This window comes from Micromonospora matsumotoense (assembly GCF_050951065.1).
Classification (GTDB): domain Bacteria; phylum Actinomycetota; class Actinomycetes; order Mycobacteriales; family Micromonosporaceae; genus Micromonospora; species Micromonospora matsumotoensis.
This window is the reverse complement of sequence record NZ_CP192025.1, coordinates 5,273,491-5,299,281: the sequence shown is the minus strand read 5'-3', so window position 1 is coordinate 5,299,281 and position 25,791 is coordinate 5,273,491. Positions and strand designations below refer to the sequence as shown.

Here is a 25,791-nt window from a genome sequence, read left to right as displayed (position 1 = left end):
CACAGGAGTGGATCAACGGCGGCGAGGCCGCGAGCTGGCCCGGCCGGAGTCCGGTCAGGGGTCGGCCGGGGTCGTCGGGGTCGGAGTCCGGTCAGGGGGTCGACGTCGGCTGTCAGGGTTGGTCGGCGAGGACGGTGAGGATGGACTCGCCGTACTTGGCGAGCTTGTTCTCGCCGACGCCGCTGATCCGGGACAGCTCGGCCAGCGAGGTGGGGGAATCGGTGGCGATCTGCCGCAGCGTCGCGTCGTGGAAGATCACGTACGCCGGCACGCCCTGTTCCTTGGCGGTGGCCCCCCGCCAGGCGCGCAGCCGCTCGAACAGCGATCCGGCCGCCGGGTCCAGCTCGGCGACCACGGTGGCCGCGCCGCGCGGCTTGGCCGATCGGGTCGAGGCCACCTTCTCCGGCTCCCGGCGCATGGTCACCGTGCGGCGGCGGGCCAGCACCTCCGCGCTGGCCTCGGTGAGCGCCAGCGTGCCGTAGTCGCCCTCGACTGCCAACAGCCCCTCGGCGAGCAGTTGCCGGACCACCCCGCGCCACTCCGCCTCGCGCAGCTCGGTGCCGATGCCAAAGGTGCTCAGCGCGTCGTGGCCGTACTGGCTGATCTTGTCGTTCTGCTTGCCGATCAGGATGTCGACGCAGTGCCCGGCGCCGAAGCGCTGGTTGCGTTCCCGGTCGAGCCGGTAGACGGTGGAGAGCAGCTTCTGCGCGGCCACCGTGCCGTCCCAGGTCTCCGGCGGGGTCAGGCAGGTGTCGCAGTTGCCGCAGTCGGCCGTGCCGGGCTGGCCGAAGTATTCGAGCAGTTGCACCCGGCGGCAGCGGACCGTCTCGCAGAGCGCCAGCATGGCGTCCAGGTGGGTGGCGAGGTTACGGCGGTGCGCCAGGTCGCCGTCGGACGTCTCGATCATCTTGCGCTGCTGCACCACGTCCTGCAGGCCGTAGGCGAGCCACGCCGTCGACGGCAGCCCGTCCCGGCCGGCCCGCCCGGTCTCCTGGTAGTAGCCCTCGACCGACTTGGGCAGGTCGAGGTGGGCCACGAAGCGGACGTCCGGCTTGTCGATGCCCATCCCGAAGGCGATCGTGGCGACCATGACCAGGCCGTCCTCGCGCAGGAAGCGCTGCTGGTTGGCGGCGCGGGTGCCCGAGTCCAGGCCGGCGTGGTAGGGCAGCGCGGCGACCCCGTTGGCGACCAGGAACTCGGCGGTCTTGTCCACCGAGGCCCGGGACAGGCAGTAGACGATGCCGGCGTCGCCCGGGTGCTCGTCGCGCAGCAGGGCCAGCAGCTGCTTGCGCGGCTCCTTCTTGGGCACGATCCGGTACTGGATGTTGGGCCGGTCGAAGCTGGCCACGAAGTGCTTGGCCTCGGTGAGCTGGAGCCGGGTGGCGATCTCGGCCCGGGTGGCGCTGGTGGCGGTCGCGGTCAGCGCGATCCGGGGCACCGTCGGCCACCGCTCGTGCAGCATCGACAGGGCCAGGTAGTCCGGGCGGAAGTCGTGCCCCCACTGGGACACGCAGTGCGCCTCGTCGATGGCGAACAGGCCGATCCGGCCCCGGTCGAGCAGTTGCTGCACGCCCCGGGTGCCCAGCGCCTCGGGGGCCAGGTAGAGCAGATCCAACGCACCATCGGCGAACGCCTGCTCGACCGTGCGCCGGGCCGCGTAGTCCTGCGTCGAGTTGAGGAAACCCGCGCGTACGCCGACCGCCGTCAGCGCGTCGACCTGGTCCTGCATGAGGGCGATCAGCGGGGAGACGACCACCGCGACGCCGTCGCGGACCAGCGCCGGGACCTGGTAACACAGCGACTTGCCGCCACCGGTGGGCATCAGCACCAGGGCGTCCCCGCCGGCCACCACGTGATCGATGACCTCCTGCTGGAAGCCCCGGAAGGCGTCGTAGCCGAAGACCCGGCGGAGCACGTCGAGGGCGTCGGAGGCGCGCAGCTCGGTGGGGGAGACCATCCGGGGAGTCTACGAGCCCGCCCCGACAACGCCGTCCACGACGCCCCCTGGACCCGTCCCGCCCGCCCCGCAGCCTCACCCGTCGCCCTGAGTCGTCCCTTCGCCGGAGCCACCCGTTGCCCGGCAGCGTCACCCGGAGCTGTCCCCCTCGCCCCAGCAGAGTCCGCCGAGGCCGGCCGCGCTGTGGAAGCCGGGGTGCCCGGTGACATCCATGCAGACCTCGCCGTCGGGGCCGATCCGGCCGCAGAAGACCGGCTCGACGTGGTTCCAGGCATCGGCCCGGGACAGCAGCGCGGCGTTCGCGGCCAGCTCGGGGCGCAGGATCGTCAGCCCTTCCGTATAGACGACGGCCTGGTCGCGAGCCTCGCCCAGGTCGGCTGCCAGGTAGGACAGGTGCAGCGTCCACCGGCGGTCCAGCTGGTAGGCCCCGGCCGGCGGCCCGTTGCGGTCCGACCGCCGCTCGCGCTCGGTCGGGTAGCGGGTGACCAGGGAGTCGGCGTACGACGAGAGAGCATCCGGCTTCGCCAGCGCGTGTGCGATGGCGGCCCGGACCCGCTCGGACACGTCGGCCCGGTCGAGCATGGCCGCCAGGTCACGATGAAAGTCGGACCCGGACTGCCCCCACCGCGACGATCGATTGTCAGTCACTGTTACCCCCGGATTTCGGTTGGCCTCAACAGCTTGAAACACTGAGACTGCACCATGGCAAGCGATCTTGCAACGTAGCACTCGACTGTGTCAGACTGCATGCAACCGGACACTCCGGCTGTCGTGTCCGCCTCTCTGGCCCGTGTAGGAGGTACCGCTATGGCGTCGGCTGCGAGTCCCACGATTCGTGCGCGTCGACTGCGTCGTGAACTGCGTCGCCTGCGTGACCTGCGAGGTCTGACGGTCGATGACGTTGCCCGCTCGGTGGGCTGGCATCGAGCAAAGGTGATCCGCATCGAGCAGGGGCACAGCGGAATCGCTGCGGACGGTTTGCGAAAGCTCCTGGATCTCTACGACGCATCTTCCGAGGAGCGGGAGGCGCTGACCAGTCTTGCGCGTCAGGCCCGGCAGAAGGGCTGGTGGAGCGTGTACGGCGACGTGCTGCCCGATGACTACGTCGGATTCGAGGCGGAGGCGGAGGCGATCAGCACGTTCCAGAGCCTTCACATCCCAGGTCTGTTGCAGACCGAGGAGTACGCGCGAGCGATCATCCACGCCGGACGCACGACTGCAAGCAAGGACGAGGTCGATCGAGTCATCGCGGCGCGTCAGGCACGGAAGATCCTGCTCACGCGGGATGCGCCTCCGAAGCTCTGGATCATCCTGGACGAGGCTGCGGTGCGACGAGTCGTTGGCGGAGCCAAGATCATGAGCGTTCAGTTAGGGCGCATCATCGAGGCATGCCAGCTACCAGCCGTCGAGGTGCAGGTGCTGCCCTTTGCTGCGGGCGCGCACGCCTCGATGGGTGGTGCCTTCACGATTCTCGACTATGCGGAGCCAGCGCTCGACCCGGCCATCGTCTACGTGGACAACGACACCAATACGCTCCTGCTGGAGGAGGAACAGCAGGTCTCGCGATATAAGCTCGTCTTCGACCACCTACGTGCGAAGGCGCTCGACCCTGACCAGTCTGCCGACTTTCTCGTCAGGATCTCCGCCGAGCTTCAAGACTGAGTCTTGGCCTGAGGAGCACCATGATGACCACGCCCGACCTTGCGAACGTGACCTGGCGTAAGAGTGCTCGTAGCAGCGCAAATGGTTCGGATTGCGTTGAGGTGGCCGAACTCTCCAGCGCGTTGGCGGTGCGGGACTCCAAGGACCCGCAGGGGCCGGCACTCCTCTTCGACCGGGGCGCCTGGTCGTCGTTCGTCGTCGGCCTGCGGCGTGGCCTGCATGGCTGACCCGCTCGCCGGGCAGCCCTCGCCCTGATGCCGGCGGCGTCACCCACACCCGGTTAGATGGCCGGATGGCGGTACGTATCGACATCGAGGCCCTTCGGGCCGAGGCCGGGTCTGTGGCCTGCGCGGCGGCGGACAAGCTCCAGGCAGCCGGTCAGCCGACGGAGATCGTGGCGGTCGGCGGGGGAGCATCCTGCGTGATCCGGGAAGCCGGGCAACCGCCGTACGAGGTCTGGGTGGGGGTCACGGCGGACGGCTTCACCGTCGAGTGCGACTGCCCGGCCGGTGCGGAGCTGTGCGGGTACGCGGTGGCCCTCACCGCCGCTGCCCTGGAAGACGGATTCTCGTGGTCCTCGGCGGCCACCCCGCCGTCGGCCGTGGAAGTCGATCCCAGGCTCACCGAGCTGGCCGAACTCGCGCGCGGTATTCCCGCCCGCCGGTTGGCGTCGCTGGTCGCCGAGTGGGCGGCCACGGATCGCGTGCTGGAGAACAGGTTGCGGGCACACGCCGGCCAGCTCGAACCCCTCACCACCGGCGAGCTGGACGACATCCGGCGGACGATCGACAACCTGGCCCACGAGGCGACCAGCGGCGACCGGTGGGACCTGCACGACGTGGAGAAGGCCGGCCGGGCGATCGTCGAGGAGGTCGAGGTGCTCGCCCAACGGCCGCCGACCCAGGAGACGCTGGTGCTGGTCGAGCGGGCCGCCCGCGCCTGGGACGGTCTCGCCGGCTACCTCTGGGACGCCTGGGAGACGTACGAGGAGGAGCCGGCCGAGATCGGCGGCGCCCTGCGGGCGGTGCACGTCCGGCTCTGCGAGCAGGTGCAGCCGGACCCCGACGACCTGGCCGCCCGGCTCGCCGAGATCGTCGGGGCGGCCGAGGTCGACTCCTGTCTCGACGAGCCGGGGGACTACCTCGGCGTGCTCGGTCGTGACCGGGTCAAGGCGCTGCGCAACCGCCGCTGACGTTCGCGACCGTCGAGCGGCCACAGCTTTCCCGGACAGCCGTATGCCTGCCCGTCATATTCATGACGGGCAGGCATACGGCTGTGTGTCGAATGATGCTCCCGGCGGCCGGGTGCCGGTCGAGCGGTGGGTCGCGCCGCCGGCTGACTTCGTGCCGCCGGTCGGGTCCGTGCTGCCGGGCGACCCGCCGTCGGGCGTGCCGGGATCGACGCCGCCCGCCGGGATAGAGTCGTCGACTGACCCTGTGCGGTACGGGACCCATCGGGGCTCGCCGCCACGGAACCGGGAGTGGTGGGATGGGCGAGGCGCGGACAACCGGCGGGCACGTCGAGGGCGGCACAGCCGAGTCGGACACCACGCTGGTGGTGGTCACCGGCCTGTCCGGCGGTGGTCGCAGCACGGTGGCGCGCGCCCTGGAGAACGTCGGCTACTACGTGGTGGACAACCTGCCGCAGGCGCTGATGCTGGACATGGCCGAGCTGGCGATGAAGGCCGGTGGCGCGGCCCGGCGTACCGCGATGGTGCTGGACGTGCGGTCGCGGGCCTTCTCCACCGACCTGGCCGGGGCGATCCGGGAGCTGAAGGAACGCGGCTTCTCGCCCCGGGTGGTCTTCGTCGACGCCGACGACGAGGTGCTGATCAGGCGGTTCGAGAGCGTCCGCCGGTCGCACCCGTTGCAGGGCGGGGGACGGCTGGCCGACGGGATCGCCGTCGAGCGCGCGCTGCTGGAGGAGGCCCGGGACCAGGCCGATGTGATCATCGACACCAGCCACCTCAACGTCAACCAGCTCCGTCGTCGGGTCGAGGAGCTGTTCGGTGGGGAGGACGCCCGCCGGCTGCGGCTGACCGTGCTCTCCTTCGGTTTCAAGTACGGCCTGCCGCCGGACGCCGATTTTGTGCTGGACGCCCGGTTCCTGCCCAACCCGTACTGGGTGCCGGAGCTGCGGGAGCACACCGGTCGGGAGGCGGCGGTCAGCGCGTACGTGCTCGGCCAGGAGGGCGCGGACGCCTTCGTCGCCTCGTACGCCGACCTGGTCAACGCCACCACCGCCGGATTCGAGCGGGAGGGCAAGCGCTACCTGACGGTGGCCGTCGGCTGCACCGGTGGCAAGCACCGCAGCGTGGCGATCGCCGAGGAGTTGGCCGAGCGGCTGCGCCAGTCGGGGCTGGCCGCCAACGCGCAGCACCGGGACCTGGGGCGGGAATGACGGTGACGTCGGTGGTCGCCTTCGGCGGGGGGCACGGCCTGTCCGCCTCGCTGCGGGCGCTGCGGCACTGCGCCGGGGAGCTGGACCTCGACATCACCGCCGTAGTCACCGTCGGCGACGACGGCGGTTCCAGCGGCCGGTTACGCCGCGAACGTGGCGGCCTGCCCCCGGGTGACCTGCGGCAGGCCCTGGTCGCGTTGGCCGGGGACCATCCGGCGACCCGGCGCAGTGCCGGGCTGTTCCAGCACCGGTTCGCCGGTGACACCCGGGACGGGCTGGCCGGGCACGCGGTGGGCAACCTGGTGCTCTGCGGCCTGATGGAGCAGCTCGGCGACCCGGTCGCCGCGCTGGCGCACGCCGGGGCGATGCTCGGCGCGGTCGGCCGGGTGCTGCCGATGTCCGCCCAGCCGGTGGACATCGAGGCCCGGGTCCGTGGCGTCGACCCGGCCCACCCCGACGAGGTACGCACCGTGCGTGGTCAACACCAGGTGGCGGTGACCACCGGCACCGTGGAGGCGCTGCGGATCACCCCGGACGCCCCGGTGGCCTGTGCCGAGGCGGTGGCCGCGGTCGAGGGCGCGGAATGGTTGATCTTCGGACCGGGCAGTTGGTACACCAGCGTGCTGCCGCACCTGCTGGTGCCGGGGCTGGCCGAGGCGATCGTGACCAGCCCGGCCCGGCGGCTGGTCACCCTCAACCTGGCCGCCGAGCAGGAGACCCTGGGCCTCTCGGTGGCCGATCACCTGGCCGCCCTGCGCTGGTACCTTCCGCAGCTCACCGTGGACCACGTGGTGGCCGACTCCAAGGCGGTGGGTGATCCCGAACCGGTCGGGCGTGCGGCAGAATCGCTGGGTGCCCGGTTGGTCCTCGCCCCGGTCGCCGTCGACGACGGCACGCCCCGTCACGATCCGGCCGCCCTGGCAGCCGCACTGGTGCCTGTCCTGGGCGCCGATCGTTAAGCACGTACGTAATCACCGGCGACACGCCGGTACCGGTCCGTGAGGGGGCGCACTATGGCGATGACGGCTGCGGTCAAGGACGAGCTGAGCCGGGTCGACGTGCCCAAGCCCTGCTGTCGGCGGGCGGAGATGGCGGCGCTGCTGCGTTTCGCCGGTGGGCTGCACATCGTCTCCGGTCGGGTGGTGGTGGAGGCGGAGTTGGACACCGGGGCGGTGGCCCGCCGGCTGCGCCGGGAGATCGCCGAGGTCTACGGCTATCCCAGCGAGATCCACGTGCTCGCCTCGGGAGGGCTGCGCAAGGGCAGCCACTTCATCGTCCGGGTGGTCAAGGACGGCGAGGCGCTGGCCCGGCAGACCGGTCTGCTCGACGTCCGGGGCCGGCCGGTACGCGGCCTGCCGCCGCACGTGGTGGCGGCGAACGTCTGCTGCGCGGTGGCGGCCTGGCGGGGGGCGTTCATGGCGCACGGCTCGCTGACCGAGCCGGGCCGATCCAGCGCGCTGGAGATCACCTGTCCCGGGCCGGAGTCCGCGCTGGCCCTGGTGGGGGCGGCCCGCCGGATCGGCATCACCGCCAAGAACCGCGAGGTGCGCGGGGTGGACCGGGTGGTGGTCAAGGACGGTGACGCGATCGCCGCGCTGCTCACCCGGGTGGGCGCGCACTCCAGCGTGCTGGCCTGGGAGGAGCGTCGGGTACGCCGCGAGGTGCGGGCCACGGCCAACCGGCTGGCGAACTTCGACGACGCCAACCTGCGCCGCTCGGCGCGGGCGGCGGTGGCCGCCGCCGCCCGGGTCACCCGGGCGCTGGAGATCCTCGCCGACGACGCCCCGAACCACCTCACCTCGGCCGGCCAGCTGCGGCTGGAGCACCGCCAGGCGTCGCTGGAGGAGCTGGGTGCGCTCGCCGACCCGCCGTTGACCAAGGACGCCATCGCCGGGCGGATCCGCCGGCTCCTGGCGCTGGCCGACAAGCGGGCCCGTGACCTGGGCATTCCGGATACCGAAGCGGCTGTCACGCCGGACATGCTCGTGGTCTGATAGGACGGTGAGCCGCCATCCTGCGGGCGAGTGCGAGGCACGAGCCGGCGGGAGCGACGCGCCACGGCTCGGGTGGGTGGGGCGTGCCGTGCCGTCGACCCGACGGGGTCACCACCCGCCGCAGGACGACGCGGCACGCTCGGATAGGGTCGTCAGGTACGGCAAGGGGGCCGGCACAGGCACTCCTCGCCGTGCACACCGCCTCGGGCGGTCAGGTCCTAGCAGACCGTGGCGGGGTAGCCGAGACGAATCGTCACCGGCCGGCTCACCGGCCGGCGAACACACCTCCGCCGGCCCGGTTCTGACGTCGGCGGACCAGAACGCGAGGAGATGGGACCTGTGACCATCCGGGTTGGCATCAACGGCTTCGGCCGCATCGGCCGTAACTTCTTCCGGGCCGTGCTGGCGTCCGACGCCGACATCGAGGTCGTCGCCGTGAACGACCTGACCGACAACGCGACGCTCGCCCACCTGCTCAAGTACGACAGCATCCTCGGTCGCCTGCCGCACGAGGTCAAGGCCACCGCCGACGAGATCATCGTCGGCGGCAAGACCATCAAGGCGTTCGCCGAGAAGGACCCGTCGAAGCTGCCGTGGGGCGACGCCGGCGTGGACGTCGTCATCGAGTCCACCGGCTTCTTCACCGACGGCGCCAAGGCCAAGGCGCACATCGACGGCGGGGCCAAGAAGGTCATCATCTCCGCTCCGGGGAAGAACGAGGACGTCACGGTCGTCATGGGCGTGAACCACGACCAGTACGACCCGGCCAAGCACACCATCATCTCGAACGCGTCGTGCACCACGAACTGCCTCGCGCCGATGGTGAAGGTCCTGCACGACACGTTCGGCATCGAGCACGGTCTGATGACGACGGTCCACGCCTACACCCAGGACCAGAACCTCCAGGACGGGCCGCACAAGGACCTGCGTCGCGCCCGCGCCGCCGCGCTGAACATCGTGCCGACCTCGACCGGTGCCGCCAAGGCCATCGCCCTGGTCATGCCGGAGCTCAAGGGCAAGCTCGACGGCTACGCGCTGCGGGTGCCGATCCCGACCGGTTCGGCCACCGACCTGACGGTCAGCCTCAGCCGGGAAACCACCGCGGACGAGGTCAACGCAGCGATGAAGGCCGCCGCCGACGGTCCGCTCAGGGGCATCCTGGTCTACAACGAGGACCCGATCGTCTCCTCCGACGTCGTCACCGACGCCGCGTCGTGCCTCTTCGACGCGCCGCTGACCAAGGTCGTCGGCAAGCAGGTCAAGGTCGTCGGCTGGTACGACAACGAGTGGGGCTACTCCAACCGGCTCGTCGACATGGTCAAGCTGGTGGGTTCCTCGCTGTGAGCATCCGCAACCTCGACGACCTGCTCGCCGAGGGGGTGTCGGGTCGGCGCGTGCTGGTGCGCGCCGACCTGAACGTCCCCCTCGACAAGCAGACCGGGGAGATCACCGACGACGGCCGGATCAGGGCCGTCCTGCCCACCCTGGGTGCGCTCGTCCAGGCCGGGGCGAAGGTCGTGGTCTGTTCGCACCTGGGTCGCCCGAAGGGCGCCCCGGACGCGAAGTACAGCCTCCGTCCGGTCGCCGGGCGGCTCGGTGAGCTGCTCGACGCGCCGGTGCACTTCGCCACCGACACCGTCGGCGAGTCGGCCCGCACCACCGTGGACGCGCTGGCCGACGGTCAGGTCGCGCTGCTGGAGAACCTCCGCTTCAACAAGGGGGAGACCAGCAAGGACGACGCCGAGCGGGGCGCCTTCGCCGACCAGCTCGCCGCGTTCGGCGAGGCGTACGTCGACGACGCCTTCGGCGCCGTACACCGCAAGCACGCCAGCGTCCACGACGTACCGGCCCGGCTGCCGCACGTGGCCGGCCGGCTGGTGCTGCGCGAGGTCGAGGTGCTGGGTCGGCTGGCCGGCGAGCCGGAGCGCCCGTACGTGGTGGTGCTCGGCGGTTCCAAGGTCTCCGACAAGCTGGCGGTGATCGAGGCGCTGCTGCCGAAGGTCGACCGGCTGCTCATCGGCGGCGGGATGTGCTTCACCTTCCTCAAGGCCCAGGGCCACGAGGTGGGCACCTCGCTGCTGGAGCAGGAGATGGTCGAGACCTGCGGCAACCTTCTGGCCCGCGCCGACGGCAAGATCCTGCTCCCGGTCGACGTGGTGGTCGCGGACGCCTTCGCCCCGCACGCCGCGCACGACACGGTGCCCGCCGACGGCATCCCGAGCCACCGGCTCGGCCTGGACATCGGTCCGGAGACGGTGGCCGGCTTCACCGCCGCGCTGTCCCCGGCGAAGACGGTCTTCTGGAACGGCCCGATGGGCGTGTTCGAGATGCCGGCGTTCGCCAACGGCACCCGGGGTGTCGCCGAGGCGATCACCAAGACCGACGCGTTCACCGTGGTCGGTGGCGGTGACTCCGCCGCGGCCGTCCGGGCCCTCGGGCTGGACGAGTCCTCGTTCGGGCACATCTCCACGGGCGGCGGCGCCTCCCTGGAATACCTGGAGGGCAAGACCCTCCCCGGCATCGCGGCCCTGGAGGACTGATGGCGAGTGTCACCCGCCGGCCGTTGATGGCCGGCAACTGGAAGATGAACCTCAACCACCTCGAAGCCAACCTGCTGGTGCAGAAGCTGGCCGCGAGCCTCACCGAGCAGCAGCTCACCGCCGTCGAGACGGTGGTCCTGCCGCCCTTCACCGACCTGCGCACCGTGCAGACCGCGGTGGACGGCGACAAGCTGCTCATCGGCTACGGCGGGCAGGACCTGTCGCCGTACCAGTCCGGCGCGTACACCGGGGACATCTCCGGGGCGATGCTGGCCAAGCTGGGCTGCACGTACGTGGCGGTCGGGCACTCGGAGCGGCGGCAGTACCACTACGAGGACGACGCGCTGGTCAACGCCAAGGTGGCCGCCGCGCTGGCCAACGGGCTCACCCCGATCCTCTGCATCGGTGAGGGCCTGGAGATCCGCGAGCAGCTCAAGCAGGTGTCGCACTGCTGCGACCAGCTCGACGGCGCGCTCAAGGGCCTCACCGCCGAGCAGGTCACCAAGGTCGTGGTGGCGTACGAGCCGGTCTGGGCGATCGGCACCGGTAAGACGGCCACCCCGGAGGACGCCCAGGAGGTCTGCGGGGAGGTCCGCAAGCGGCTGGCCGAGACCTATGACCAGGGCACCGCGGACCAGGTCCGGGTCCTCTACGGCGGCTCGGTCAAGTCGTCGAACGTCGCGTCGATCATGGCGCAGCCGGACGTGGACGGTGCGTTGGTGGGCGGGGCCAGCCTGGACGCTGAGGAGTTCGCGAAGATCTGCCGGTTCCCGGAGCACACGGGTCGCTGATCGCTCGCTATTCTTGACTCCGCCCGTCCGTCGGTCGGTGCCGCCGTGCCCGATCTGTCCGGGCGAGGATCGTAACGAGAGGACTGACCCCAGCCATGCCGATCTGGTTCGCATACACGTTGATCGTGTTGCTGGTCATCACGAGCGTTCTGCTCACCATGCTCATCCTGCTGCACCGGGGTAAGGGCGGCGGACTGTCGAGCATGTTCGGCGGCGGGGTCAGCTCCAGCCTGGCCGGCTCGTCGGTGGCCGAGAAGAACCTGGACCGCTACACCGTCCTGGTGAGCATCGTCTGGTTCGCCTGCATCGTCGGGCTCGGCCTCTGGCTCCGACTCCAGCTCAACAGCGGGTCCTGAGCGACTCGATCAGGTCGTACAATCTGCGCGCGGTCCGTCACGGACCGCGCGCAGTTTTGTTTCTCCGCCACGTCGCCCACCGCCCGCCTCAGGCGGTGGTCCCCTCCGACGACAGGAGCAACCGTGCCCAGTGGCAACGTCATCCGTGGTTCACGAATCGGTGCGGCACCAGAGCGCCCCACCGAACGGTACGAGCCGGCCCCCCGCCGCGCGGTCACCTACTGGTGCCGCAACGACCACGTCACCGAGATCCGGTTGGCGGTGGACGCCGAGGAGCCGGCCGTCTGGGACTGCCCGCGCTGCGGGCTGCCCGCCGGTCAGGATGCGCAGAACCCGCCCGGACGCGCCCGCCCCGAGCCCTACAAGACCCACCTGGCGTACGTGAAGGAGCGGCGTACCCCGGAGGAGGGGGAGGCGCTGCTGGCCGAGGCACTGGCCGCCCTGCGCCGCCGACGCGGCCGGGAGTGACCGCTTCGGCGGTGGGGTGAGCTGACCCCGGGTGCGGGCGGACCGGCCCCCGCTCAGCGCAGGCTGCGCAGCCGGGCCGGCACGTCGGCCGCCGCCGCCCGGTCGAGCAGCCAGAGGGTCCGCGAGACGCCCTGCACCCCGGCGGCGGGCAGCTGCTTGGAGCCGGCCCCGGCCAGCGCCATCCCCACCGCCCGCGCCTTGTCGGCCCCGCTGGCGACCAGCCAGACCTCCTCGGCGGTGTTGATCGCCGGCAGGGTGAGGGTGGTCCGCACCGGCGGGGGCTTCGGGCTGCCCCGCACCGCGCTGACCGGCCGGGTGTCGTGGTGCACCGGGTGCTCGGGGAAGACCGACGCCACGTGCCCGTCCTCGCCGACGCCCAGCATCAGCACGTCGAAGTGCGGCAGCGCGGCGTGCCCGGGCCGGGCCGCCCGCGCCAGCTCCTCGGCGTACGCGGCGGCGCCGGTCTCCGGGTCGTCGCCGGTGGGGCCGTCGGTGGCCGGCATCGGGTGCACCCGGGCCGGGTCCAGTGGCACCAGGTCCAGCAGCGCGGCCCGGGCCTGCGTCTCGTTGCGCTCCGGGTCGCCGGCCGGCAGGAAGCGCTCGTCGCCCCACCAGATGTCCACCCGGGACCAGTCGACGGCGTCGTGGGCGGGCAGGGTGAGCACCGCCCGGTGCACCGCCGCGGCGATCCGCCCGCCGGTCAACACGATCGACGCCGCTCCCCGCTCCGCCTGCGCGTCGAGCAGCTTCACCACCAGCCGGGCCGCCACCGCCTGCGCCAGCAGATCGGCGTCGGCGTGGACCGCGACACTCGCCTCACTCATCTTGGCCTTCGTTTCCTGACCGCTCGGCGCGGTCCTGCTCGTGGGGGGCGGGGACCGGTCGGCCCGCCGGGTGCCGGTGTCACCAGGGGTCTCGTCGTGCGGTGCGGGGCAACCGGTCGACTCCGCCGACGGGCGGGGGAGAGGCACCGACTCCGTCGGCGTCCGTCCGCCTCCCGGAGCGGACCCGGCTGGCCCCGAACCGACCGGTGGGCGGCCCCGCAGGACCGCCCACCGACCGTTCGGTCAGGATGTCGTGCTGGTGTCGGCGTGGGCGGACACGCCCGCCTCCGCCCGTCGCGCGGTGGCCGGGTCCTTCCAGACGTGCACCCGCTGGGCCGGTCGCTGCTCCAGGCCGGCCAGGCCGGCCGCGGTGCCCAACGCCTCGGCGTACACCTGGTCGGCGTCGAGCCGGCGCAGCTCCTCGGCCAGCTCGTCACCGAGCGGGCGACGCACCAGCGGCAGCATCCGGTCGTCCTGGCCGGTACGCCGGAACGTCGCCATGCTGTCGTCCCGGGTCAGCGTCAGCTCGTCGCCGTTGGCGCAGCGCAGCTGCACCTGACGCATCCTCGGGTGGTCGTCGGTGTGCCGCCACTGCGGTTGGATGCCGAGCCGGGCGGCCAGCCACCCCTGCATCAGCGCCGCCGTCGGGTCCCGGCGCGGGGCCACCACGGTCGCCTCGGTGACCCGTGCCTCGGTGGTGTCGAACGCCCCGGCGACCAGGGTGCGCCACGGGGTGATCCGGGTCCACGCCAGGTCGGTGTCGCCGGGCGAGTAGTCCCGGGCCCGTTCCCGCAGCGCCTCGATCGGGTCGACGGCCTGCGCGCAGTCGGTGATCCGCCGGTCGGCGACCACCCCGAGGAAGTCGGTGGCGATCTCCGCCGGCGGTTCGCCGTGCCACCAGGTGACCACCGGTACGTCCGGCACCAGCAGCGGCATCACCACCGACTCGGCGTGCAGGGCCAGCCGGCCGTACATCCGGGTCACCACCGCCTCGCACGGGCCCAGCCGGCCACCGACCACGATCTCCGCGTCCAGCCGGTTGCGTTCCCGCTCCACGTCGGCGCGCACCACGACGAGCAGCCGGCACGGGTGGGCGGCGGCGGCGATGGTGGCCGCCGCCTCCGCTTCCCGGACCCGCTTCTCGTCGACCACCACGATCAGGGTGAGCGCCATCCCGCTGGCCACCCCGCCCGCGCTGCGCCGCTCGGCGGCGAGCGCCTTGACCACCTCGTTGCCGGTGGTGTCCCACAGCCCGATCATGCTCTTCTCCAAGCCCGGCCCTCGCGGGCCAGCATCTCGTCGGAGGCCCGGGGACCCCACTCACCGGAGCGGTACGGCTCCGGCTTCGTGCCCTCCCAGGCGTGCTCCAGCGGGTCCACCACCGCCCAGCTCTGCTCCACCTCGGAGGCGTCCGGGAAGAGCGTCCGGTCGCCGATCAGCACGTCCAGCACGAGCCGTTCGTACGCCTCGGGGCTGGACTCGGTGAACGCCTCGCCGTACTGGAAGTCCATCGCGATGTCGCGGACCTCCATGGTGGTGCCGGGCACCTTCGACCCGAACTTGAGCACCACGCCCTCGTCCGGCTGCACCCGGATGACCAGCTGGTTGTTGCCCAGCGACTCCATGTCGGCCGTGTTGAACGGCAGGTGCGGGGCCTTCTTGAACATGATGGCCACCTCGGTCACCCGGCGGGGCAGCCGCTTGCCGGCCCGGATGTAGAACGGCACCCCGGCCCAGCGGCGGTTCTGGATGCCCAGCTCCACGGCGACGTACGTCTCGGTGGTCGAGTCGGCGGGGACGCCGTCCTCGTCGAGGTAGCCGACGGCCCGCTCGCCACCCACCCAACCGGGCAGGTACTGACCGCGCACGGTGCCCCGGGCGACGTCCTTCGGCAGGGTGATCGCCTTGAGCACCTTCAGCTTCTCGGCCCGGATCTCGTCGGCGTCGAAGCTGGTGGGCTCCTCCATGGCGACCAGGGCGAGCAGTTGGAGCAGGTGGTTCTGGAGCACGTCCCGGGCGGTGCCGACCGAGTCGTAGAAGCCGGCCCGGCTGCCGATGCCGACGTCCTCGGCCATGGTGATCTGCACCGAGTCGACGTACTTGGAGTTCCACAGCGGCTCGAAGAGGTTGTTGGCGAACCGCAGGGCGAGGATGTTCTGGACCGTCTCCTTGCCCAGGTAGTGGTCGATCCGGAAGACGTCCTGGCGGGTGAACACGTCGTCGACCAGGTCGTTGAGTTCCTTGGCCGAGGGCAGGTCGTTGCCGAACGGCTTCTCCACCACCACCCGCCGCCAGCCGCCGCACTTGTCGTTGTCGGCCATGCCGGTGCGGGCCAGTTGCTTGAGCACCACCGGGAAGGCCGACGGGGGGATGGAGAAGTAGAACGCGGCGTTGCCGTGGATGCCGTGGCTGTCGCGCAGCTGGTTCAGGGTCGCGGCGAGCTTGTCGAAGGCGGCGTCGTCGTCGAACGAGCCACCGACGAACTTGACGTTGCCGGCCAGCCGGCCCCACACCTCCTCCCGCCACGGTGTCCGGGCGTGCTTCTTCGCCGACTCGTGGGCCAGCGCCTCGAAGTCGCCGTCGCCCCAGTCCCGGCGGGCGAAGCCCAGCACCACGAATCCGGGCGGCAGCAGCCCCCGGTTGGCCAGGTCGTAAACCGCCGGCAGCAGCTTCTTGCGCGCCAGGTCACCGGTCACCCCGAAGATCACCAGGGCGCACGGCTCCGGGATCCGGGGGAGCCTTCGGTCCTGCGCGTCGCGCAGCGGATTCACGCCGTCTCCTCGCTCCGTCTGGTCCATGTCGTCCATCGTCACGCCCGCCATTGTCCGATCGCGTCCAGCCGGGCCGGTGCGGCCGGCCTGTCGGCCGGGGGCCGGCGCAGCATCGGCCGGCCCCGGTCGGATGGTGCCACCGGGAGGCCCCGCGCGTACAGGGCAGCCGGTACGGCGGCGGGCGCGGTCGATCCGACCGCGTCCGCCCCGGGCACCGCGAGACCGGCGGCGGCAACGGCCCCGCCGGTCAGCAGATCACTCACGTCGCCACCGGTGGTGCGGTGACGACGGCGTGGCACGTCGCGGGGCCGGGCCCCGCGACGCCTGCGACGCCGTCGGTCACGCGTTGCCCCCGGCCCGCCGGGCCGCCTCGGCGTTGCCCTTGGCGGCCTCGTTCGGCGCGCCGGTGCCCTGCGCCGCCGCGGTCAGCGACGTGCGGACGCCGTCGAGCAGCTCACCCCAGCTGGCCTCGAACTTCTCCACGCCCTCCCGTTCCAGGGTGGCGATCACGTCGGCCATGTCGATGCCGACGGCGGCCAGGTCGGCGAAGACCTTCCGGGCGGCGTCGTACGCGCCGGTGACGGTGTCGCCCCGGGTCTCGCCGTGCTCGGCGTACGCGGTGACGACCGACTCGGGCATGGTGTTGACGGTGCCCGGCGCGATCAGTTCCTCGACGTAGATCACGTCCCGGTAGTCCGGGTTCTTGGTGGAGGTCGACGCCCAGAGCGGGCGCTGCGGGTGGGCGCCGGCGTCGGCCAGGGCCTGCCAGCGGTCGGAGGAGAAGACCTCGGTGTACCGCTCGTAGGCGAGCTGGGCGTTGGCCACGGCGGCCTTGCCGCGCAGCGCCTTGGCCTCCTCGGAGCCGATCTTGTCCAGCTGCTTGTCGATCTCGGAGTCGACCCGGGAGACGAAGAACGAGGCCACCGAGCCGATCACGGACAGGTCGTGGCCGTTGGCCTTGGCCTGCTCCAGACCGGCGAGGAACGCCTCCATCACCGCGGAGTAGCGGTCCAGCCCGAAGATCAGCGTCACGTTGACGCTGATCCCCTCGGCCAGGGTCGCGGTGATCGCCGCCAGCCCCGCCTCGGTCGCCGGGATCTTGATGAACAGGTTCGGCCGGTCCACCAGCCACCACAGCGCCTTGGCCTCGGCGACCGTCTTGTCGGTGTCGTGGGCGACCCGGGGGTCGACCTCGATGGAGACCCGACCGTCGACGCCGTCGCTGCCGTCGTACGACGGGCGCATCACGTCGCACGCCCACCGCACGTCGTAGGTGGTGAGCATCCGGACGGCCTCTTCGACCTCGATGCCCCGGGTGGCGAGGTCCTTCAGCTGCCAGTTGTACTCGTCGGCGTCGCTCAACGCCTTGGCGAAGATGGTCGGGTTGGTGGTCACCCCGGCCACGTGCTTCTCGCGGCGGAGCTGGTCCAGCCCGCCGGAGCTCAGTCGTACCCGGGAAAGGTCGTCGAGCCAGACCGCCACTCCGGCGGCGGTGAGGTCACCCAGTCTGTCCGTCATGCCGTCCACGCTCCCCTCAGTTGCCGGTCGTGAAACCGGTGATGTCGCCCACCCGGGTCAGCGCCGCGTGCGCGGCGGCCACGATCCGGTCGGGGGTGAATCCGAACTGCTCGAACAGCACGGTGTGCGGCGCGCTGGCGCCGTAGTGCTCCAGGCTGACGCTCTCGCCGAGGTCGCCGACGACACCGCGCCAGGACATCCCGATGCCCGCCTCCACGCTCACCCGGGCCCGGACGCCGCGCGGCAGCACCGACTCCCGGTACGCCTCGTCCTGCTCGTAGAACCACTCCTGGCAGGGCATCGACACGACCCGGGTGGGGGTGCCGTCGGCCTCCAGCCGCTCCCGGGCGGTGAGGCAGAGCTGCACCTCGGAGCCGGTACCCACGATGATCACCTGCGGCGTGCCGGTGGACGCCTCGGCCAGCACGTACCCGCCCTTGGCGGTGCCCTCGGCGCCGGCGTACTGCTCGCGGTCCAGGGTCGGCAGCGGCTGCCGGCTCAGCGCCAGCGCGGTCGGCCGGTCGGTGTGCTCCAGCGCCTGCCGCCAGGCCCAGGCGGTCTCGTTGGCGTCGGCGGGGCGGACCACGTCCAGGCCCGGGATGGCGCGCAGCGCGGTCAGGTGCTCCACCGGCTGGTGGGTCGGCCCGTCCTCGCCGAGGCCGATCGAGTCGTGCGTCCAGACGTAGGTCACCGGCAGCTTCATCAGGGCGGCGAGCCGTACCGACGGGCGCATGTAGTCGCTGAAGACCAGGAAGGTGCCGCCGTACGGGCGGGTGCCGCCGTGCAGGGCGATGCCGTTGAGGATCGAGCCCATGGCGTGCTCACGGATGCCGAAGTGCAGCGTGCGGCCGTACTCGTGGCCGGGGAAGTCCTTGGTGGCGTGGGCGGCCGGAATGAACGACGGCTCGCCCTTCATGGTGGTGTTGTTGCTCTCCGCCAGGTCGGCCGAGCCGCCCCACAGCTCGGGCAGCACCGGGGCGAGGGCCTCCAGCACCTTGCCGGAGGCGGCCCGGGTGGCGACACCCTTGGCGTCGGCGGGGAAGGTCGGCAGCGCGTCCGTCCAGCCCTGCGGCAGCACCCGGCCGGCGATCCGGTCGTAGAGCGCCTTGCGCTCCGGGTTGGCCTGCGCCCAACCGTCGAACTCGCCGGTCCACGCCTGCTCGGCCTCGGTGCCCCGGGTCAGCACTCCCCGGGCGTGGCTGAGCACGTCCTCGTCGACCTGGAAGCTCTGCTGCGGGTCGAAGCCGAGGATCTCCTTGGTGGCCTTGACCTCGTCGGCGCCGAGCGCCGAGCCGTGGATCTTGCCGGTGTTCTTCTTGTTGGGCGCGGGCCAGCCGATGATGGTGCGCAGCGCGATGAACGAGGGACGGCCGGTCTCGGCCTTCGCCGCCAGCAGCGCCTGGTAGAGCGCCTCCACGTCCTCGTGGTAGTCGCCCTGGTCGGCGTCGCCGGCCCGCCAGTCGACGGTCTGCACGTGCCAGCCGTACGCCGCGTAGCGGGCGGCGACGTCCTCGCTCTTGGCGATGCGGGTGTCGTCCTCGATGGAGATCTCGTTGTCGTCGTAGATCAGCGCGAGGTTGCCCAGCTGCTGGTGCCCGGCGAGGGCGCTCGCCTCGTGGCTGATGCCCTCCTCGATGTCGCCGTCGGAGGCGATGCACCAGATGTGGTGGTCGAAGACCGACGCGCCCGGCTCGCTCTCCGGGTCGAACAGACCGCGCTCGCGGCGGGCCGCCATCGCCATCCCGACCGCGTTGCCGAGGCCCTGCCCGAGCGGACCGGTGGTGGTCTCGACGCCCGGGGTGTGCCCGTGCTCCGGGTGGCCCGGGGTGAGCGAGCCCCACTGCCGCAGCGACTTCAGGTCGTCCAGGCTCAGCGGGTAGCCGGCGAGGAAGAGCTGGATGTAGAGCGTCAGGCTGGAGTGCCCGGCGGACAGCACGAACCGGTCCCGGCCGGGCCAGTTCGGGTCGGCCGGATTGTGCCGCATCACCCGGTTGAACAGCAGGTACGCCGCGGGCGCGAGGCTCATCGCGGTGCCGGGGTGGCCGTTGCCGGATTTCTCCACGGCATCCATGGCCAGGACGCGGACGGTGTCGACGGCCCGGCGGTCGAGGTCGGTCCAGTTGAGTGCGGGTCGGTTGGCAGCCACTATGGTTGTGCTCCTCGGCAGATGGGCGGAACCCTCACTGGTGACCCTATCGAGCGGGTCTAAACGTCCGCCCGGGGATCTCAGCAGGCAGTTACGTACGGGCGGGTCTGATCGTTCGGTCACCCGTCAGGTGTGACGGCCCGCACCGTTGTCGGGTCGCCCGGGCAGCGAAAACGACAGCGCGTAGTGTGTGGTGCGGTGTGCGGGCCCCGACGGGGCCCCGCCGAACCGACTTCCCCTGCCGACGCCGGAAGGTGGCAATCCGTGAGCATGATCACCGAGCGCCCCGTGAGCAACTCTGCCGGGCAGCCGCCGGTGCGCGCGGTGGCCGGGGAGCCGACGTCCCGCCGGCGGGACGTCCGGGCGGTGCTGGCGGCGTACGTGACGCTGACCAAGCCACGCATCGTGGAGTTGCTGCTGGTGACCACGGTGCCGGCGATGATGCTCGCCGACGGCGGTCTGCCGTCGCTGTGGCTGATGGCGGTGGTGCTGGTCGGTGGCTCGCTCGCCGCCGGTGCGGCCAGCGTGCTCAACTGCTACATCGACCGGGACATCGACCAGTTGATGCGGCGGACCAAGCGGCGTCCGCTGCCGGCGCACACCGTCTCGCCCCGCAGCGCCCTGATCTTCGGTCTGGTGCTGGCGGCGGTGTCGATCGCCCTGATGGCGACGTTCACCAACCTGTTGGCGACGGCGCTGACGCTGGCCGCGATCGTCTACTACGACCTGGTCTACACGCTCTGGCTCAAGCGGACCACGACGGCGAACACCTTCTGGGGCGGGGCGTGCGGGGCGGCCCCGGTCCTGATCGGCTGGGCCGCGGTGACCGGGTCGTTGGCACCGGCGGCCTGGGTGCTGTTCGCGGTGGTCTTCTTCTGGCAGATGCCGCACTTCTATCCGCTGGCGATGAAGTACAAGGACGACTATGCCCGGGCCGGCATCCCGATGCTGCCGGTGGTGGCCTCGGCCCGGCGGGTGAACGCCGAGATCCTGATCTTCGCCTGGCTCACCGTGGCGACCTCACTGGCGCTGTGGCCGTTGGGCATGAGCGCGATCTACGGGGTGCCGACCGCCGTGGTGGGCACCGTCTTCCTGGTCGAGGCGCACAAGCTCTGCCGCCGGGTGACCCGGGGCGAGCCGGTCAAGCCGATGCGCCTGTTCCACTGGTCGACCACGTACCTGACCATCGTGTTCGCCGCGGTGGCCCTCGACGCGCTGCTCTGACCGGGGGCCCGGCCCGCTCCGCCGCGCCCTGCCGACGGTGGTCCGAACGGTCGACGACGCCGGCCGGGTGGTCGGAATCGCGTCCGGATGGTGAGATTTTCTTCGGGTGCCGCAAGCCGCCATGAGCTGGACAAATCGGGGCGATACCTACAGGGCGTTGTGCCCGTATTTATCCGACATGTGCGGGCAATCTGCCTTCGATTTCCGATAAACCCTCGGGTAATTGGCATCACAAATAGTTCATGGTTCTCGCGCGTCGGGGTGCGGGTCTGCTTAGGCTTCGCGTATGGCAGAAGGTTCCGATACGACGCTGACGGCTGAACAGACCGCCGAGCCGGCCCCCAACGGGCTGGTCTCGGGCATCAAGTCCTTCGCCGCCGGACACGGTGGCGCGAAGGCGGTCATCGAGTACGTCGGCAAGCGTGGCGCGCGGATCGTCCTGGTCGGCGCCGACGGTGCGTGGGGCGACCAGTTCGCCGACGACACCGTGACCGCCCGGGAGGCGTGCGCCCAGGCGGGAGTCACCGTCGAGAACGCCTGGGAGCGTGAGCTGATGGACCAGATGCGGCCGAGCAACGACCTGTGGCGGTCGATGGCCCGGCGCACGATGGCCCGCTGACCCACGATGGCCCGCTGACAAACGGCACCGTGACCCACCACCAGTCGACCCGGGGGAAACCCCGGGTCGCTCTCGTCACCTGCTCCGGCTTCGCCGAGCTCTACGCCGACGACCGGCTCGTGCTCGCCCCGCTGGCGGCCCGCGACGTCACCGTCGAGGCCGCCGTCTGGGACGACCCCCGGATCGACTGGGGTCACTACGACCTGGTCGTGCTCCGCTCGCCGTGGGACTACGCCCCGCGCCGCGACGAGTTCGTTGCCTGGGCCCGTACGGTGCCGACCCTGGTCAACCCCGCCGACGTGGTCGAGTGGAACACCGACAAGCGCTACCTCGGCGAACTCGCCGCCGCCGGAGTGCCCACCGTGCCGACCTCCTGGGTCGCGCCGGGCGACACCTGGGTCCCGCCCCCGCCGCCCGGCGAGTACGTGGTGAAGCCGACGGTCAGCTCCGGCAGCCAGGACACCGGCCGGTACGACGCCGCCGACCCGCGACACGGGGAGTTGGCCGCCGCCCACGTCCACCGGTTGTCGGCGGCCGGTCGGGTCGCCATGATCCAGCCCTACCTGGACGTGGTGGACACCGCCGGTGAGACCGCCCTGCTCTTCGTGGCCGGCCCGGACGGCCTCACGTTCAGCCACGCCATCCGCAAGGGCGCCATGCTCGATGGCCCGGACCTGGGCGTCGAGGGGCTGTTCCGGCCGGAGGACATCAGGCCACGTACCGCCGCCGACGCCCAGTTGGCGGTCGCCGCGCAGGTGCTGGCCGAGGTCCCGGGCGGTCCGCAGCGGCTGCTCTACGCCCGGGTGGACCTGCTCCCGGGCCCGGACGGCACACCCGTGCTGATCGAGTTGGAGCTGACCGAGCCGTCGCTGTTCCTCGGGTACGCCGACGGCGCCCCCGACCGCCTTGCCGAGGCGGTGCTGACCCACCTCGCCCGCCGCTGACCGTCCCGGCCGCGCCGGGCGGGTCGCCCAGGCTGGGAGGCCCACCGCCCACCGCCCACCGCCCACCGCCCACCGCCCACCGCCCACCGCCCACCGCCCACCGCCCACCGGACGTCCCGGACAGCGGCGGCACGCCCCGGTGCGCTCAGACGGTGGCGGGCACCCGCTGCACGGTCGGCGGCGACGCCGGGTCGGCGGTGACCGGCCGGCGCTGCCGGGTGGACCAGAGCAGCCCCAGCGTGGCCAGCAGCACCAGGCAGGAGCCGAGCATGTGCGCGGCGACCAGCACGGCCGGCAGGTGGGTGAAGTACTGCACGAAGCCGACCAGGCCCTGCCCCAGCTCCACGGCGACCAGCACCAGGGCGGCCCGGGCCGGGCCGGTCGCGTCGACCGCCCGGAATGCGAGGACGAGGGCGACGGAGAGCCCGATCAGCAGGAACACCCCGTCGGCGTGCACCTGGGAGATCGTTTCCGGGTCGAGCCCGTTGCGGGCCGCCCCGTGGTCGCCGGCGTGCGGGCCGCTGCCGGTCACCCAGGTGCCGACGACCAGGACCGCCACGCTGACCGCGGTGGTGAGCAGGGCCAGGGTGCGCAGCGGCCGGGGCACCACGGGCACCGCCGGTCCGTCCGGGTCGACCACCCGCCGCCAGAGGGCGTACGCCGCCGCGATGACCGCCATCGAGGCGAGGAAGTGCAGCCCGACCACCCACGGGTTGAGGTTGGTCAGCACGGTGATCCCGCCGATGACGGCCTGCGCCGGAATGCCGAGGAACACCGCGACCGCCAGCCCCAGCAGCCCGGTGCGTCGGGGCCGGTGGGCCAGCACGGCCAACAGGGTGGCCAGGGCGATCGCCCCGACGGCGAAGGTGAGCAGCCGGTTGCCGAACTCGATCACCCCGTGCACCCCCATCTCGGCCGTGGTGGTGTACGACGCGTCGGTGCACCGGGGCCAGGTCGGGCAGCCCAGCCCCGACGCGGTGAGCCGGACGGCCCCACCGGTCACCACGATGGCCACGTTGGCCACGATCGAGGCGTACGCGAGGCGGCGCAGCAGGGTGGCCGGGAGCGGGTGGCGGTCGAGCAGGCGGACCAGCGCGGCGGGGACCGGGAACCGGACGGATCGCTTCACGCAGCGAATCCTACGCACCGTAGTTGATCCCGATCGGGTGACTCCGCCGCCCCGGTGGGCGGAATCACCGGGGTTGGGTTTGCAGGGCCCCGACGAATTACGTAACGTTGTCGTTGTGAAAAAGGCGACGGCGCTCTCCGGGCACCCGTCGACGGCCGTCGAGGTCGTCGGCGTCGGCGCGCGGTCCCGTCGTGCCGGGGGGCGCATCGGCCCGGCTGCCGGGCGGTCCGCCTTGCCGGAGCTGACCCCGGCCGCGTCCACCGATCTTTCCACCCGGGACCGGGTTACCCAGCTCCTGCTGGAGCAGGGGGCGACCACCGCCGGCCAGCTCGGCTCGGCACTCGGCCTCAGCCCCGCCGCGATCCGCCGGCACCTCGACGCGATGCTCGCCGACGGCGACGTGGTGGCCCGGGAGCAGACCGTGCGGGGCAGCCGGGGCCGGGGTCGGCCGGCGAAGGTCTTCCTGCTCACCGACGCGGCCCGCGGGCGCTGCGGCACCCACCACTACGACAACATGGCCACCGCCGCGTTGCGCTGGATCGCCAGCAGCGGCGGCCCCGACGCGGTCGAGGCGTTCGCCGCCGACCAGGTCGCCGCGCTGGAGGCCCGCTGCCGGGCCGCCATGGAGGACGCCGGCGACGATCCGCTGGCCCGCTCCGAGGCACTGGCGGGGGCGCTCACCGCCGAGGGCTACGCTGCCAACGCGTCCACGATCGCCTCCGGCGGGCAGCTCTGCCAGCACCACTGTCCGGTGGCGCACGTGGCCGCCGAGTTCCCCCAACTGTGCGAGGCCGAGACGGCGGTCATCTCCCGTCTGGTCGGCACCCACGTGCAGCGCCTGGCCACCATCGCGCACGGCGACGGGGTGTGCACCACGCACATTCCGGCCCAGCCGCGCGCCCAGTCCGGTAACACCGTCACCACTGTGAGGACAGATAGATGACCGAGCAGATCGTCCAGCCCCTGACCCAGGAAGAGCAGCTTGCCGCCCTCGGTCGTTACGAGTACGGCTGGTCCGACTCCGACGTCGCCGGGGCGGCCGCCCAGCGCGGCATCAACGAGGCGGTGGTGCGGGACATCTCGGCGAAGAAGAACGAGCCGGCGTGGATGCTCGACCTGCGGCTGAAGGGCCTGCGGCTGTTCGGCCGCAAGCCGATGCCGTCCTGGGGCGCCGACCTCACCGGGATCGACTTCGACAACATCAAGTACTTCGTGCGGTCCACCGAGAAGCAGGCCACCAGCTGGGAGGACCTGCCGGAGGACATCAAGAACACCTACGACCGGCTGGGCATCCCCGAGGCGGAGAAGCAGCGGCTGGTCGCCGGGGTCGCGGCGCAGTACGAGTCCGAGGTGGTCTACCACAAGATCCGTGAGGACCTGGAGGAGCAGGGCGTCCTCTTCCTGGACACCGACACCGCCCTCAAGGAGCACGAGGACGTCTTCAAGGAGTACTTCGGCACGGTGATCCCGGTCGGCGACAACAAGTTCGCCGCGCTGAACACCTCCGTGTGGTCCGGTGGCTCGTTCATCTACGTGCCGAAGGGCGTGCACGTGGAGATCCCGCTCCAGGCGTACTTCCGGATCAACACCGAGAACATGGGCCAGTTCGAGCGGACGCTGATCATCGTCGACGAGGGCGCGTACGTGCACTACGTCGAGGGCTGCACCGCGCCGCTCTACTCGTCCGACTCGCTGCACAGCGCGGTGGTCGAGATCATCGTCAAGAAGAACGCGCGCTGCCGTTACACGACCATCCAGAACTGGTCGACCAACGTCTACAACCTGGTCACCAAGCGCGCCGTCTGCCACGAGGGCGCGACCATGGAGTGGGTGGACGGCAATATCGGCTCCAAGGTCACCATGAAGTACCCGGCGGTCTACATGACCGGCGAGCACGCCAAGGGCGAGGTGCTCTCGGTGGCGATGGCCGGCGAGGGCCAGCACCAGGACGCCGGGGCCAAGATGGTGCACGCCGCACCGCACACCTCCTCGACGATCATCTCCAAGTCGATCGCCCGGGGCGGCGGCCGTACCTCGTACCGGGGTCTGGTGCAGGTGCTGGAGGGCTCGCACCACAGCCGCAGCACGGTCAAGTGCGACGCGCTGCTGGTCGACACCATCTCCCGCTCGGACACCTACCCGTACGTCGACATCCGCGAGGACGACGTGTCGATGGGGCACGAGGCGACCGTCTCCAAGATCAGCGACGACCAGCTCTTCTATCTGATGAGCCGGGGGCTGAGCGAGGACGAGGCGATGGCGATGATCGTGCGGGGCTTCATCGAGCCGATCGCCAAGGAACTCCCGATGGAGTACGCCCTGGAGCTCAACCGCCTGATCGAACTCCAGATGGAGGGCGCGGTCGGCTGACGCCGCCCGCCGGGCCGGGTCGGGTACCGACGCACCCGCCGGAGCGGTCGCGGCCCAGCCCGTCGGCCCGGCCCGCGA

At 71.6% G+C, this 25,791-nt stretch carries 25 protein-coding genes; 16 read left to right on the top strand and 9 right to left on the bottom strand.

The features are described from left to right. Positions 1-112 precede the first annotated feature (112 nt). Both recQ and ACQP1S_RS22340 read right to left on the bottom strand, forming a co-directional pair. A complete protein-coding gene (gene recQ / locus ACQP1S_RS22345) occupies positions 113-1,957 on the bottom strand; it encodes a DNA helicase RecQ (protein ID WP_432898765.1) in 1,845 nt (614 codons plus the stop codon). Between the two features lie 129 nt (positions 1,958-2,086). Beyond that, entirely contained in the window at positions 2,087-2,539 is a 453-nt protein-coding gene (locus ACQP1S_RS22340; protein WP_432898762.1) for a hypothetical protein, read from the bottom strand. Between the two features lie 225 nt (positions 2,540-2,764). Between ACQP1S_RS22340 and ACQP1S_RS22335 the strand changes: the two genes are divergently transcribed. The 11 genes from ACQP1S_RS22335 to ACQP1S_RS22285 all read left to right on the top strand — a co-directional run bounded on the left by ACQP1S_RS22335 (position 2,765) and on the right by ACQP1S_RS22285 (position 12,168). Then, entirely contained in the window at positions 2,765-3,619 is an 855-nt protein-coding gene (locus ACQP1S_RS22335; protein ID WP_432898760.1) for a DUF5753 domain-containing protein, read from the top strand. 23 nt (positions 3,620-3,642) lie between these two features. After that, on the top strand, positions 3,643-3,846 hold the full coding sequence (locus ACQP1S_RS22330) for a DUF397 domain-containing protein (protein WP_432908215.1): 204 nt from the start codon (positions 3,643-3,645) through the stop codon (positions 3,844-3,846). Positions 3,847-3,911: 65 nt separating this feature from the next. Beyond that, the gene (locus ACQP1S_RS22325; RefSeq protein WP_091237338.1) at positions 3,912-4,811 is read left to right on the top strand and encodes a hypothetical protein; all 900 of its coding nucleotides are present in this window, start codon (positions 3,912-3,914) and stop codon (positions 4,809-4,811) included. A gap of 296 nt (positions 4,812-5,107) precedes the next feature. After that, positions 5,108-6,019, top strand: a complete 912-nt coding sequence (rapZ, locus tag ACQP1S_RS22320) for an RNase adapter RapZ (RefSeq protein WP_091237337.1) — start codon at positions 5,108-5,110, stop codon at positions 6,017-6,019. Continuing rightward, entirely contained in the window at positions 6,016-6,978 is a 963-nt protein-coding gene (locus ACQP1S_RS22315; RefSeq protein WP_432898756.1) for a gluconeogenesis factor YvcK family protein, read from the top strand. The genes rapZ and ACQP1S_RS22315 overlap by 4 nt, the downstream gene beginning before the upstream one ends. A gap of 54 nt (positions 6,979-7,032) precedes the next feature. Next, a complete protein-coding gene (gene whiA, locus ACQP1S_RS22310; RefSeq protein ID WP_091237335.1) occupies positions 7,033-8,013 on the top strand; it encodes a DNA-binding protein WhiA in 981 nt (326 codons plus the stop codon). Positions 8,014-8,352: 339 nt separating this feature from the next. Then, positions 8,353-9,357, top strand: a complete 1,005-nt coding sequence (gene gap, locus ACQP1S_RS22305; protein WP_091237334.1) for a type I glyceraldehyde-3-phosphate dehydrogenase — start codon at positions 8,353-8,355, stop codon at positions 9,355-9,357. After that, positions 9,354-10,553, top strand: a complete 1,200-nt coding sequence (locus ACQP1S_RS22300) for a phosphoglycerate kinase (RefSeq protein ID WP_432898752.1) — start codon at positions 9,354-9,356, stop codon at positions 10,551-10,553. The genes gap and ACQP1S_RS22300 overlap by 4 nt, the downstream gene beginning before the upstream one ends. Beyond that, positions 10,553-11,344: a triose-phosphate isomerase gene (gene tpiA / locus ACQP1S_RS22295; protein ID WP_091237332.1), complete on the top strand. Its 792-nt coding sequence runs from the start codon at positions 10,553-10,555 to the stop codon at positions 11,342-11,344. Before ACQP1S_RS22300 ends, tpiA begins: the two co-directional genes overlap by 1 nt. A gap of 95 nt (positions 11,345-11,439) precedes the next feature. Next, the gene (secG, locus tag ACQP1S_RS22290) at positions 11,440-11,700 is read left to right on the top strand and encodes a preprotein translocase subunit SecG (RefSeq protein WP_088645052.1); all 261 of its coding nucleotides are present in this window, start codon (positions 11,440-11,442) and stop codon (positions 11,698-11,700) included. 123 nt (positions 11,701-11,823) lie between these two features. After that, positions 11,824-12,168, top strand: coding sequence for an RNA polymerase-binding protein RbpA (locus tag ACQP1S_RS22285; protein WP_091237331.1), 345 nt, complete (start codon positions 11,824-11,826; stop codon positions 12,166-12,168). 53 nt (positions 12,169-12,221) lie between these two features. Here the strand turns inward: ACQP1S_RS22285 and pgl are convergent, their stop codons facing one another. The 6 genes from pgl to tkt form a co-directional block, all read right to left on the bottom strand. Further along, entirely contained in the window at positions 12,222-12,992 is a 771-nt protein-coding gene (gene pgl / locus ACQP1S_RS22280; RefSeq protein ID WP_432898747.1) for a 6-phosphogluconolactonase, read from the bottom strand. A gap of 243 nt (positions 12,993-13,235) precedes the next feature. Further along, positions 13,236-14,252: a glucose-6-phosphate dehydrogenase assembly protein OpcA gene (locus ACQP1S_RS22275; protein WP_432898744.1), complete on the bottom strand. Its 1,017-nt coding sequence runs from the start codon at positions 14,250-14,252 to the stop codon at positions 13,236-13,238. Beyond that, a complete protein-coding gene (zwf, locus tag ACQP1S_RS22270; RefSeq protein ID WP_363671036.1) occupies positions 14,249-15,799 on the bottom strand; it encodes a glucose-6-phosphate dehydrogenase in 1,551 nt (516 codons plus the stop codon). Before zwf ends, ACQP1S_RS22275 begins: the two co-directional genes overlap by 4 nt. 2 nt (positions 15,800-15,801) lie before the next feature. Continuing rightward, complete coding sequence (locus tag ACQP1S_RS22265) at positions 15,802-16,026, bottom strand: hypothetical protein (protein ID WP_357783021.1); 225 nt, start codon at positions 16,024-16,026, stop codon at positions 15,802-15,804. Positions 16,027-16,102: 76 nt separating this feature from the next. Continuing rightward, positions 16,103-17,281, bottom strand: coding sequence for a transaldolase (tal, locus tag ACQP1S_RS22260; protein ID WP_432898741.1), 1,179 nt, complete (start codon positions 17,279-17,281; stop codon positions 16,103-16,105). 16 nt (positions 17,282-17,297) lie between these two features. Further along, a complete protein-coding gene (gene tkt / locus ACQP1S_RS22255; RefSeq protein ID WP_432898738.1) occupies positions 17,298-19,427 on the bottom strand; it encodes a transketolase in 2,130 nt (709 codons plus the stop codon). A gap of 264 nt (positions 19,428-19,691) precedes the next feature. Here tkt and ACQP1S_RS22250 point away from each other — a divergent pair, with 264 nt between their 5' ends. The 3 genes from ACQP1S_RS22250 to ACQP1S_RS22240 all read left to right on the top strand — a co-directional run bounded on the left by ACQP1S_RS22250 (position 19,692) and on the right by ACQP1S_RS22240 (position 22,214). Next, positions 19,692-20,651 (top strand): heme o synthase, encoded by a 960-nt coding sequence (locus ACQP1S_RS22250; RefSeq protein ID WP_432898735.1) that lies wholly within the window; start codon positions 19,692-19,694, stop codon positions 20,649-20,651. A 286-nt stretch (positions 20,652-20,937) separates the two neighbouring features. Then, positions 20,938-21,270 carry a hypothetical protein gene (locus ACQP1S_RS22245; RefSeq protein WP_091237324.1) on the top strand — a complete coding sequence of 111 codons (333 nt, stop codon included), beginning with the start codon at positions 20,938-20,940 and terminating at the stop codon, positions 21,268-21,270. 29 nt (positions 21,271-21,299) lie between these two features. After that, positions 21,300-22,214 carry an ATP-grasp domain-containing protein gene (locus ACQP1S_RS22240; RefSeq protein WP_432898732.1) on the top strand — a complete coding sequence of 305 codons (915 nt, stop codon included), beginning with the start codon at positions 21,300-21,302 and terminating at the stop codon, positions 22,212-22,214. A 145-nt stretch (positions 22,215-22,359) separates the two neighbouring features. Here ACQP1S_RS22240 and ACQP1S_RS22235 read toward each other — a convergent pair whose 3' ends face one another. After that, positions 22,360-23,361, bottom strand: coding sequence for a COX15/CtaA family protein (locus ACQP1S_RS22235; protein ID WP_432898729.1), 1,002 nt, complete (start codon positions 23,359-23,361; stop codon positions 22,360-22,362). Positions 23,362-23,548: 187 nt separating this feature from the next. On the opposite strand from ACQP1S_RS22235, the gene ACQP1S_RS22230 reads away from it, so the two are divergent. Next, on the top strand, positions 23,549-24,286 hold the full coding sequence (locus ACQP1S_RS22230) for a helix-turn-helix transcriptional regulator (RefSeq protein WP_432908211.1): 738 nt from the start codon (positions 23,549-23,551) through the stop codon (positions 24,284-24,286). Continuing rightward, on the top strand, positions 24,283-25,713 hold the full coding sequence (sufB, locus tag ACQP1S_RS22225) for a Fe-S cluster assembly protein SufB (RefSeq protein WP_091237323.1): 1,431 nt from the start codon (positions 24,283-24,285) through the stop codon (positions 25,711-25,713). The genes ACQP1S_RS22230 and sufB overlap by 4 nt, the downstream gene beginning before the upstream one ends. The last annotated feature ends 78 nt before the right edge of the window (positions 25,714-25,791 follow it).